The sequence below is a fragment of the Pseudomonas edaphica genome (genome assembly GCF_005863185.1).
Taxonomy (GTDB): domain Bacteria; phylum Pseudomonadota; class Gammaproteobacteria; order Pseudomonadales; family Pseudomonadaceae; genus Aquipseudomonas; species Aquipseudomonas edaphica.
The window spans coordinates 1-10,350 of record NZ_VBVZ01000183.1; the positions used below are offsets into that span (position 1 = coordinate 1).

Here is a 10,350-nt window from a genome sequence, read left to right on the forward strand (position 1 = left end):
AGCCCACCGACAGATCAATGCCGCCGATGATCAGGATGAACGTCATGCCCACCGCCAGCACCATCAGGTCCGGGATCTGGTTGGCCAGGGTGCTGAAGGTGTCATAGGACAGGAAGTGGTCGCTGAGCACCGAGAACAGCGCAATCATCGCGAGCAAGGCGCCGGCCAGCCCCAGGTAGGTGCCCAGGCCGTAGAAGTTGCCGCCGGTTTTGCCCGGGGAAGAAGTGATTTTCATGGTGTTTCCCTAAGCACTGCGTCGTTGAGCAGCGCGTCACGTTTTTGATAGCCGGCAAAGGCGGCGGCGAGCAATTCGTCCTGGGTCCAGCTGTCGCGCTCGAAGGTCTCGATCAAGCGCCCGGCAGACAGCACACCGATGCGATCGCAGATCAGCATCAGTTCGCGCAGGTCACTCGATACCACCACCAGCGCTTTGCCCTGGCGCGTCAATTCGCCGAGCAAGGCATAAATGTCGAACTTGGCGCCGACGTCGATACCGCGAGTCGGCTCATCGAACAGCATTACCGCGCAGTCGCGCTCCAGCCAACGGCCAATCACGACCTTCTGCTGGTTGCCGCCCGACAACTCGGACACCAACTGCGCCGGGCTGGAGCTGCGGATGCGCATGGCATCGATCTGGCGCTTGGCCAAGGCAGTTTCGTCGCGGCTGTTGACCACGCCGCCACCGGAGATTTCCGGCATGTTGCCCAAGGCAATGTTGGCGCTGATGGATTGGGTCAGCAGCAGGCCTTCGCCCTTGCGGTCTTCGGTGATCAGCGCGATGCCATGGCCCACTGCGTCCACCGGCGAGCGAATGCTCACCACCTGGGCTGGCGAACCCAGGGCCACGGTGCCGCTGTCGGCCAAGTCGGCACCGAAGATAAGACGCAGCAATTCAGTGCGGCCGGCGCCGATCAGGCCTGAAATGCCATAGATCTCACCGGCACGCACTTCAAAGGACACATCGCGAACCTTGTCCGAGCGGGTCAAGCCTTTGACCGTCAGCGCCGGGCCGCCAATGGTGCGTGGCCCCAGGTCGATCTGCTCACCCAGCTCGCGGCCGACCATCAAGGTCACCAACTGCTCACTGTTGTAATTGGCCATCGGCTCGACGCAGACCAGCTTGCCGTCACGCAGTACTGCAATGCGCTGGGCAACACGGGCGAGCTCTTCAAGCCGGTGTGAAATATAAATGATCGCCACGCCCCGAGCCTGCAGGCGGGTGATTTGTTCAAAGAGCATCTCGACTTCACGGGCCGTGAGCATGGCGGTCGGTTCGTCGAGGATCAGTACATGGCAGTCGCCGATCAGGTTGCGGGCGATCTCGACCATTTGCTGATGGCCAATGCCCAGCGTCCCCACCAGGGTGTCCGGGTCGATCGCATCCAGGCCGACCTGGGCCATGGCTTCGATCGCAGCTTTACGCAGTTGCTTGCGGTTGATCCAGCCACAGTTGCGGGGCAGGTTGTCCAGGAACAGGTTTTCGGCCACGGTCAGGGTCGGCAGCAGGTTGAGTTCCTGCATGACCATGCGCACGCCCAGCTCTTCAGCCTGGGTGCGGCTGCCGGGACGGTAATCCTGGCCATTGAACTGCATGTGCCCGGTGGTCGGCGTGACCAGCCCGCCGATGATTTTCGACAAGGTGCTTTTACCTGCGCCATTCTCACCGGTCAGCGCCAGCACTTCCCCGCGATTGAGCGTCAGGGTGATGTCGGACAGCACCGGTTGGGCATAGGTCTTGCCGATACCGCTGACCGAGAGGACAGCGTTCGGGGCGGAAGATGACATAGGAAAATCTCCAGGCGCCCGCTCAGGACGAGCGGGCGCTGTTGGGTGCTGCCAGGATTACTTCTTGAGGACGAGTTCGACTGGGGTTTCGATCACGCCGTCTTTGGCATCGACTTTTTCACCCTTGACCAGCTTGAGCGCGTTCTGGATACCGAACACCGCTTGCTGGGCCGCGGCCTGGTCGGCGGTCGCGAGTACGCGGCCGTCTTGCAACATAGGCTTGATGGCTTCGATATTGTCATAGCCAACCACCAGCACCTTGCCGGCCTTGCCCGCCGCACGCACGGCAGAGACAGCGCCCAGGGCCATGTTGTCGTTACCCGCCAGCATTGCCTTGAGGTCCGGGTATTCGCTCAACATGGCAGACGCCACCTTCTGGCCCTGGTCGATTTCCCAGTTACCCGATTGGGTGGAAACAATCTTCATGCCCGCGGCGTCCATCGCATCCTTGTAGCCTGCGGTGCGCTGCTGGGCATTGGTGGTGGTCGGCACGCCTTCGATGATGCCGACCTTGTCACCTGCCTTCAGTTGCTTGGCCAGGTAGTCACCCACCAGCTTGGAGCCTTTGCGGTTGTCCGGACCTACGAACGGGATATCGAGGTTTTTGCTTTTGAGCACGTCCGGGTCAAGGCGATTATCGATGTTGACGACCTTGATGCCGGCATCGGAGGCTTTCTTCAACACGGTGACCAGCGCCTTGGAATCAGCCGGAGCAATCACGATGGCGTTTACTTTGGCGAGGATCATCTGGTTGACGATATCGATCTGCGCGCTGGTGTCGGTTTCGTTCTTGATCCCGTTGGTGATCATGTCGAAATCGGCGGCGTGTTCTTTCTGATAAGCCTTGGCGCCGTCCTGCATGGTCACGAAAAATTCGTTGGCGAGGGACTTCATCACCAGGCCGACCTTGGGTTTGGCGGCGGCGTCATCGGCAAAAGCAGAGGAAAGGGGCAGAGCAGCGGATGCGGCAGCAAGCACAGCGACAGCAAGAAGACGTCCAGCAAATGGCAGCTTCATGGGTTCACTCCGATCTTATGATTATTGTGAGCAACGCTTGCACTGCGAAACATCTCGCAAACGTTTGCGTTGTTCAAACTATGAGAACCTTGTCGAGATTTGTCAACGGGTGAAAAGCGTCTTTCATCCAGGCGCTCGGTTACCTTCCCTTACACCCTGCGGGTCGCAGGATTGAACCTCAGCTTCTCCCGGTCGCTGTCTAAAACGACAGGCTATGGCGCCCAAGTCCCACACCCTCCGTTGATATTCCATCATGGTTTTCGGACAACCGAACGCAATACCACCCTGCTGTTCGGAATGCCGGACGAGCACGCTGCCCTCCCATCCTAAAATTCAATATAAGTTGTTTTAAATCAACACGTTAATTTATGACCGCGAACATCATGGGCTTGGTACAAATCCTGCTCTTTCCAAGCACCTAGCGGCATTCAGAACGGCCCGGGTGTTCTCGATGAACCTGCTACAGCACTCATCAAAAACCAGAGAGAAAAATAATGAAATCTGCACTGAAGACTTTTGTTCCGGGCGCCCTCGCCCTCCTGCTGCTGTTCCCCGTTGCCGCCCAGGCAAAGGAAGTTGAAACCAAGACCAAACTGTCCAACGTCGTGATCCTCGCCACCGGCGGCACCATTGCTGGCGCCGGCGCCAGTGCGGCCAACAGTGCCACGTACCAGGCGGCCAAAGTCGGCATCGAACAACTGATCGCCGGCGTTCCTGAGCTTAGTCAGATCGCCAACGTACGCGGCGAACAAGTGATGCAAATTGCGTCCGAAAGCATCAACAACGAAAACCTGCTGCAACTGGGCCGTCGTGTTGCCGAACTGGCCGACAGCAAGGACGTGGACGGTATCGTGATCACCCACGGCACCGACACCCTGGAAGAAACCGCTTACTTCCTCAACCTGGTGGAAAAAACCGACAAGCCAATCGTGGTGGTCGGCTCCATGCGCCCAGGCACCGCCATGTCGGCGGACGGCATGCTCAACCTGTACAACGCCGTGGCCGTTGCCGGCAGCAAAGACGCGCGCGGCAAGGGCGTACTGGTGACCATGAACGACGAGATCCAATCGGGTCGCGACGTGAGCAAAATGATCAACATCAAGACCGAAGCCTTCAAGAGCCCATGGGGCCCGCTGGGCATGGTAGTTGAAGGCAAATCCTACTGGTTCCGCTTGCCTGCCAAGCGCCACACCATGGATTCGGAGTTCGACATCAAGACCATCAAGAGCCTGCCGGACGTTGAAATCGCCTACGGCTACGGCAACGTGAGCGACACGGCTGTCAAAGCCCTGGCCCAGGCCGGCGCCAAAGCCATCATCCATGCCGGTACCGGCAACGGTTCGGTGTCTTCCAAGGTGGTGCCTGCCCTGCAGGAACTGCGCAAGCAAGGTGTGCAGATCATTCGTTCTTCCCACGTGAATGCCGGTGGTTTCGTTCTGCGCAATGCCGAACAGCCTGACGACAAGTACGACTGGGTCGTCGCACATGACCTGAACCCACAAAAAGCCCGGATTCTGGCGATGGTTGCCCTGACCAAGACCCAGGACAGCAAAGAGCTGCAACGGATGTTCTGGGAATATTGATCCCCCGGTAACACGCGTAGAGGCGGGTTTGCCCGCCTCTACCTCTCCTCTTACACCTGGATACAACTCCCCGCGCTGCATAACCCCGCTCGAATCGCCGCCAGATAAACCTTCTGAATTTTAAGCAGTTGCGAAAATCGTAACAGTTAAATACTGTATGCCCGTACAGCACACTAAGGAATACTCCGTGGCAACGTCCTCTTCTGCAGCGCCAACCCCTGACGCCTACGCACGCCTTGCCGTTCGCGTGCAAAAAATCATCAATTCGACCAACGCCCAGAAAGCCAAGGCGGCCTTGATCTTCCGCTTGCCGGATGAGCCTGAGGAGGAATGGGCGCGCTTGCTGGAGGAGATTGCGGAGAACGACAACGTCACCCTCGCCTACCGGGATGACGGTGGCGTGCAGATTTTCTGGGTTGTGCCGAAGGAAGATTGATTCAATGAGTGGCCGTTTTATTGCTGTTTTTTGCCTGTTTTTTGCCGTTACAGCCCACGCACAGGCGCCTCGAACCTTCAGCGAGGCCAAGAAAGTCGCCTGGAAGCTCTACGCCCCGCAATCCACGGAGTTCTACTGTGGCTGCAAATACACCGGCAACCGGGTCGATTTGAAAGCCTGCGGTTACGTACCGCGCAAAAATGCCAACCGTGCCGCACGCATCGAATGGGAACATATCGTCCCGGCCTGGCAGATCGGACATCAGCGCCAGTGCTGGCAAGCCGGCGGGCGCAAAAACTGTACGCGTCACGATGATGTGTTCAAGCGCGCCGAGGCGGACCTGCACAACCTGGTGCCGAGCATCGGCGAGGTCAATGGCGACCGTAACAACTTCAGTTTTGGCTGGCTGCCGGCGCAACGCGGGCAGTACGGCTCATGCCTGACCCAGGTCGATTTCAAGGCCAAAAAAGTCATGCCCCGCCCGTCTATTCGCGGAATGATCGCCCGAACGTATTTTTACATGAGCAAACAATACGGCTTGCGCCTGTCAAAACAGGACCGCCAGCTGTATGAAGCCTGGAACAAGACCTATCCGGTGCAACCCTGGGAGCGCCAGCGCAACCAGACTGTGGCGTGTGTGATGGGGCGCGGTAACGAGTTCGTCGGCCCGGTAAACCTGAAGACCTGCGGTTGAGCGTGGGCGGAGTTGCCGCCCACCCTGCCGGTTATTGCGCGACCTTGTGCTCGATAACCTCTGATTCGGTATCGTTTTTCTTGGCCCGTGCGAGCTTTTCGGTCAGCAGCGCCTGCTTGGCTTCAGCCTCGGCCTTGCTCGCGAACGGGCCTAGATACACCTCGTCCTTGCCGTCTGTTTTGACGATATAGAAGTTGAAACCATGTTCGAGCAACCAGGCAGTCAGGTCGGTGATTGCTTGCAGCTTATGGTCCGGCGGGCCTACCCACACATCCCATTCCTGAGCGGCAATCGCCCCGGTTTGTGGCTGGCTCTCGGTCACGGCAGGCTTGGCCTTGGGGGCGTCAACCGGTTTACCTTCACCGCAACCGGCCAACGCCAACACCGCAATTGCCATCGCTACTTTACGCACTGCCCTGCTCCTTTAAGGATAAAGAGGCAACTTTATCATTCACTGTCTATTCTGGCCGTCATAAACGTTGGCTTAAACAATGCGAATGATGTATCGCAGACCTGTATGATGCCGCCATGGGAATTAATGTCGCCTCTATGCGTCCTAAAAGAGGCAGTCACAGGGAAGCGCTTAGCAGTAAGCTACACACATCCGACACCTGCCCTGTCTGAAACATGTGTCCTTAAAAGTAATCAAGGAGAAGTCCATGCTGATACTCACCCGCAAAGTTGGTGAAAGCATAAACATCGGTGATGACATCACGATCACCATCCTGGGCGTCAGCGGCCAGCAAGTACGAATCGGCATCAACGCACCCAAGGACGTTGCCGTGCATCGCGAGGAGATCTACCAGCGCATTCAGGCTGGCCTGACAGCTCCGGACAAAAACCAGACTCCTTGACGCCTCACTCAGTAGCCAGCCTTTTCGTTCATTGTGATGGCTGGCGAAAACCCTTCCGCCCACTCGCGCTTCCTGCATGATCGGCGTGCTTTATGCTTTCAGCTACGCTGCAAGATAAAACTGTCTTGGCGACTGGAACTTGTTGCGTAATTCGCGGCCGAATCCACTGACTATAACCCTACCATCAGTGTGCGTTCAGGAGCACGTCGATGAGACCGATTGCAAAACAACCGCTTGCCTCCAAGTCTTGGGGGATCGCCCTGCTGATAGGGCTGGCCTTCGTGGTGCTGGGATATGGCGTGAAGTTCGAGATCGAAACAGTCAGTGACCCCGGCAAGCGTTCGTCGATGGAACTTACACTCTTCTTGTGCGGCTACCTGTTCGTGTTCTGCCTACAGCCTATCCAGAAAGCCATTTTGCGCAAATTATGCCAGCGCGCCGCGCAACGTGAGCACCCGAAAACCGCACGTTGATGGCGGCTAATCTGCTATTAGATCGCCGGTATTTACAGGTCGGCGGCAGGATCTATGCTTGGGCTTGCACGGTTTCTGAAAGGCATTGACGCAGATGGATACCCTCAGCAAATCTCAAATCGAAGCGGCCCTGGCGGCGCGTTTGCCCAGCTATGCGATCACCTGTACGTTACACGCTGACGGCACCCTTTCCGCCATCCTTAGTGGTCCGGAAACCGACCATTTCGCGATTACCGGCATCGTGCGCGCGCACTACCATGGCCCCGAGGCGATTGCCCGGCTTGCCAATGAAATCCTCAGGGAAATGGTGCTTTCGCGCCAAGGTATCAAGAGCAGCCGACTGCAGGCGCCACCCGACTCCCCTTCCTGCGCACAAAGCCGAGACCGATAACGGGCTCGGCTTTTTCGTTTCAGTCTTCCAGGCGCTGCAAGCGTAACGTGCCCTCTGCATCGCGCAGAACCTGCAGCGGCTGATAGTCGTTAATGCAGGCATGCACCGTGACGATCGGCGTCAGGTGTGTATTGGTTACAACCAGCACATCCGCGCCGGCCGCCTCCCCGGCGCGAATCCCCACCGAAGCGTCTTCGAACACCAGGCAATCCTGCACCGGCACACCCAGACGCTGGGCGCCCAGCACGTAACAGGCGGGATCGGGCTTGCCGCTGGCAACGTCCTCGGCCGTCACCAGCACGGCCGGGGGCGTAATACCGGCCGCAGCCAGGCGTCGTAGCGCGAGCGCCTTGGGCGCAGACGTGACCAGTGCCCATTGATCGCCAGGCACGCTATTCAGAAACCCGACAGCACCGGGAATCGCCACCACGCCTTCGACGTCGTTGATTTCGGCCTCGGTAATCCACTGTGCTTCAACTTCGGGATCTACCCCTGGCAGCGCCTGGCGGGTAATGGTGTCAATGGCGCGTGCGCCATGAATGGTGGTCAGGAACGCCGCCACCTCCAGACCGTGGCGTTCAGCCCAGATGCTCCACACGCGCTCGGCGGCGGCAATCGAGTTGAGCAGGGTGCCATCCATATCAAACAGGAAGGCGCGGTAACGCTGGTTAAACACAACTGGACCTCGGATGGACACTGCGTGGCTTCCTCATAGGCGGTAACAAATAATCGGCCCGATGCAATCTACGGGTCACCTCCTCGCTTGTAAACGCCAGCGGTATCTGGCGGCCCCTGCGATTGAATGACAGGTTTGTAATGAGCCTGTAAGGCTTGTCAGCACCCTCGCTTCATACAGTGGCGTCGTCAGTCACCCACACCGGGTGGCACAACTTCCCACTGATGATGAAGGGCCGCACGATGAAACCTGCCAGCAAACTCTGCCTGATCGCCGCCAGCCTGTTGATGCTGGGCACCGGCACCGCCATGGCCGGCACTGTCGCGCCGATCAAGGCCAACAATGTGGTGTTGGTGCACGGGTCCTGGGCTGACGGCTCGAGCTGGTCCGAGGTGATCACGCGCCTGCAGGCCGCCGGGCTGCATGTGACCGCCGTACAAAACCCACTGACTTCGGTGGCCGATGACGTCGCTGCCACCAACCGCGTGCTGGACCAACAGGACGGCCCTACCGTGCTGGTCGGTCACTCCTACGCCGGCACCGTGGTCAGCGACGCCGGGGCGAACCCCAAGGTCAGCTCACTGGTGTATGTGGCCGCCCGTGCACCGGACGCCAACGAAGACTTCGTCGCCCTGTCTGCCAAATACCCCAGCACGCCGGTGCGCGCCGGTGTCGTCGAGCACGACGGTTACCTGACGCTGAACCAGGACGCCTTCCTCAAGTACTTCGCCGCTGACGTGCCGCGCGCCAAAGCCCTGCAGCTGTTCGCCGTACAACAGCCGATCGCCAAGACCCTGTTCAACGGCCGCACGGTGAATGCCGCCTGGCACACCAAGCCGTCCTGGTACGCAGTGTCGAGCAATGACCAGACCATCAACCCGAACCTGGAGCGTTTTCTGGCCAAGCGCATGAACGCGACCACCATCGAACTGCCGTCGAGCCACTTGTCGCTGGTGTCCCACGCCAAGGCAATCACCGACCTGATCCTCGAAGCGTCCGGCCGCCAGCCTTAAACCACGCATTACAAACTTGTCATGATCCTGTTGGCTGGCTGTTTGGGGTGCCTGGTTACTGTGAACTCACTGCCAGCCCCGGCAGCCAACCCTTAAAGAGAGCTACTGCCATGAAACTGTTTATCCTGGGCTTTGCCGCTTTGCTTGCTACCGGCTCTGCGTTCGCTGCCGACACAGCCCCTGAAACTAAGGTGATCCACGACAAAACCGGCTTCTTCGTGCACCTGGACGTGGCCAAAGTGCTGTCGAGCACCGACACCTACGGCCAATGCGGGATCGTCCCGGCACAACTCAAATACCTCGACTCCCAAGACCGTGAACACGTGCTGGACTACCAGGTGCAAGGCATCGGTTGCCCCAGTGACAATTGATCCGGCTACACTTGCGCAACGCAGCGAACCAGGGCACTTCCCATGAACATCCTCGTAGTCGAAGACGAACCCAAGGCCGGCAATTACCTGCTCAATGGCCTGCAGGAACTGGGTTACTCGGTGAGCCTTGCCCGCGACGGCGTAGACGGCTTGCACCAGGCGCTGGAAACGCCCTTCGACGTCATCGTGCTGGATGTGATGATGCCGAAAATGGACGGCTGGGAAGTGCTGCGCCGCCTGCGCAAAGAGGCTGACACGCCGGTGCTGTTCCTCACTGCCCGCGATGACATCGCCGACCGCATCAAGGGACTGGAACTGGGCGCCGACGACTACCTGATCAAGCCCTTCTCCTTCGCCGAACTGGTCGCGCGCTTGCGTACCCTGACGCGTCGCGGCCCGAGTCGCGAAGAAGAGCAACTGCACATCGCCGACCTGCAGATCGACGTGCTCAAGCGCCGCGTCACCCGCAACGGCACGCGCATAACGCTGACCAACAAGGAGTTCGCCCTGTTGCACCTGTTCGCCACGCACCAGGACCAGGTGTTATCACGCTCGATGATTGCTTCGCGGGTCTGGGACATGAACTTTGACAGCGACACCAATGTGGTCGACGTCGCCGTGCGGCGCCTGCGCCTGAAAATCGACGACCCATTCCAGCTCAAATTGATCCACAGCGTGCGGGGCATCGGCTACCGCTTCGACACCCAGCCATGAACCCTCGCCGCCATTATTCGCTGACCCTGCGCCTGGCGCTGATCTTCGCCCTGCTCGCATTCGCCCTGCTCGCCACCTTGGGCGTTGCGTTGTACCGCGAGCTTGAGCGTGAACTGATCAAGCGTGACGACGCCGCACTGATTTATCGCGCCGACCAGTTGCGCAACCTGCTCAAGGACAGCAATACCCTGGACCTGATCAAGACCAAGCCGGAGCTGTTCCAGAACATGCTGGGCAACAGCGAGTCGGTGCTGAGCATCGCGGCGCCGGGTCAAAAGCCGTTGCTGCTGGTAAACCCGGGCAACATTGCAATGCCAGATGTGCCGCCCGTGCCCACCAACCG

Annotated in this window: 13 protein-coding genes and 2 pseudogenes; 10 read left to right on the top strand and 5 right to left on the bottom strand. The window is 59.0% G+C overall.

The window, feature by feature from the left end; translation table 11 throughout:
* The 3 genes and pseudogenes from FEM54_RS14260 to FEM54_RS14270 form a co-directional block, all read right to left on the bottom strand.
* Positions 1–235 (bottom strand): annotated as a pseudogene (locus FEM54_RS14260) (ABC transporter permease); the annotation flags it as partial.
* On the bottom strand, positions 232–1,785 hold the full coding sequence (locus tag FEM54_RS14265) for a sugar ABC transporter ATP-binding protein (RefSeq protein ID WP_017138768.1): 1,554 nt from the start codon (positions 1,783–1,785) through the stop codon (positions 232–234). The gene FEM54_RS14265 and the pseudogene FEM54_RS14260, both read right to left, overlap by 4 nt.
* Before the next feature lie 57 nt (positions 1,786–1,842).
* Entirely contained in the window at positions 1,843–2,802 is a 960-nt protein-coding gene (locus FEM54_RS14270; protein ID WP_138451529.1) for a sugar ABC transporter substrate-binding protein, read from the bottom strand.
* 494 nt (positions 2,803–3,296) lie between these two features.
* Here FEM54_RS14270 and FEM54_RS14275 point away from each other — a divergent pair, with 494 nt between their 5' ends.
* The 3 genes from FEM54_RS14275 to FEM54_RS14285 all read left to right on the top strand — a co-directional run bounded on the left by FEM54_RS14275 (position 3,297) and on the right by FEM54_RS14285 (position 5,515).
* Complete coding sequence (locus tag FEM54_RS14275; protein ID WP_017138766.1) at positions 3,297–4,385, top strand: asparaginase; 1,089 nt, start codon at positions 3,297–3,299, stop codon at positions 4,383–4,385.
* A gap of 187 nt (positions 4,386–4,572) precedes the next feature.
* Positions 4,573–4,821 (top strand): DUF1654 domain-containing protein, encoded by a 249-nt coding sequence (locus tag FEM54_RS14280; protein ID WP_017138765.1) that lies wholly within the window; start codon positions 4,573–4,575, stop codon positions 4,819–4,821.
* Between the two features lie 4 nt (positions 4,822–4,825).
* Complete coding sequence (locus FEM54_RS14285; protein WP_056861270.1) at positions 4,826–5,515, top strand: endonuclease; 690 nt, start codon at positions 4,826–4,828, stop codon at positions 5,513–5,515.
* Positions 5,516–5,546: 31 nt separating this feature from the next.
* Here the strand turns inward: FEM54_RS14285 and FEM54_RS14290 are convergent, their stop codons facing one another.
* Positions 5,547–5,912, bottom strand: a complete 366-nt coding sequence (locus FEM54_RS14290; protein ID WP_017138764.1) for an SPOR domain-containing protein — start codon at positions 5,910–5,912, stop codon at positions 5,547–5,549.
* A gap of 262 nt (positions 5,913–6,174) precedes the next feature.
* Here FEM54_RS14290 and csrA point away from each other — a divergent pair, with 262 nt between their 5' ends.
* From csrA to FEM54_RS14305, 3 genes are all read left to right on the top strand, one after another.
* Positions 6,175–6,369: a carbon storage regulator CsrA gene (gene csrA, locus FEM54_RS14295; protein ID WP_003192511.1), complete on the top strand. Its 195-nt coding sequence runs from the start codon at positions 6,175–6,177 to the stop codon at positions 6,367–6,369.
* A 209-nt stretch (positions 6,370–6,578) separates the two neighbouring features.
* Positions 6,579–6,842, top strand: a complete 264-nt coding sequence (locus FEM54_RS14300) for a hypothetical protein (RefSeq protein WP_017138763.1) — start codon at positions 6,579–6,581, stop codon at positions 6,840–6,842.
* 94 nt (positions 6,843–6,936) lie between these two features.
* Complete coding sequence (locus FEM54_RS14305) at positions 6,937–7,233, top strand: hypothetical protein (protein WP_138451531.1); 297 nt, start codon at positions 6,937–6,939, stop codon at positions 7,231–7,233.
* Between the two features lie 19 nt (positions 7,234–7,252).
* Here FEM54_RS14305 and FEM54_RS14310 read toward each other — a convergent pair whose 3' ends face one another.
* Positions 7,253–7,930, bottom strand: a complete 678-nt coding sequence (locus tag FEM54_RS14310; protein ID WP_138451533.1) for an HAD-IA family hydrolase — start codon at positions 7,928–7,930, stop codon at positions 7,253–7,255.
* 221 nt (positions 7,931–8,151) lie between these two features.
* Between FEM54_RS14310 and FEM54_RS14315 the strand changes: the two genes are divergently transcribed.
* The 4 genes and pseudogenes from FEM54_RS14315 to FEM54_RS14330 form a co-directional block, all read left to right on the top strand.
* Complete coding sequence (locus tag FEM54_RS14315) at positions 8,152–8,922, top strand: alpha/beta fold hydrolase (RefSeq protein WP_099549989.1); 771 nt, start codon at positions 8,152–8,154, stop codon at positions 8,920–8,922.
* Positions 8,923–9,032: 110 nt separating this feature from the next.
* Positions 9,033–9,293 carry a DUF2790 domain-containing protein gene (locus tag FEM54_RS14320; RefSeq protein ID WP_099549911.1) on the top strand — a complete coding sequence of 87 codons (261 nt, stop codon included), beginning with the start codon at positions 9,033–9,035 and terminating at the stop codon, positions 9,291–9,293.
* 42 nt (positions 9,294–9,335) lie between these two features.
* On the top strand, positions 9,336–10,007 hold the full coding sequence (locus FEM54_RS14325; protein ID WP_056861264.1) for a heavy metal response regulator transcription factor: 672 nt from the start codon (positions 9,336–9,338) through the stop codon (positions 10,005–10,007).
* A pseudogene (locus FEM54_RS14330) lies at positions 10,004–10,350 on the top strand (heavy metal sensor histidine kinase); the annotation flags it as partial. The gene FEM54_RS14325 and the pseudogene FEM54_RS14330, both read left to right, overlap by 4 nt.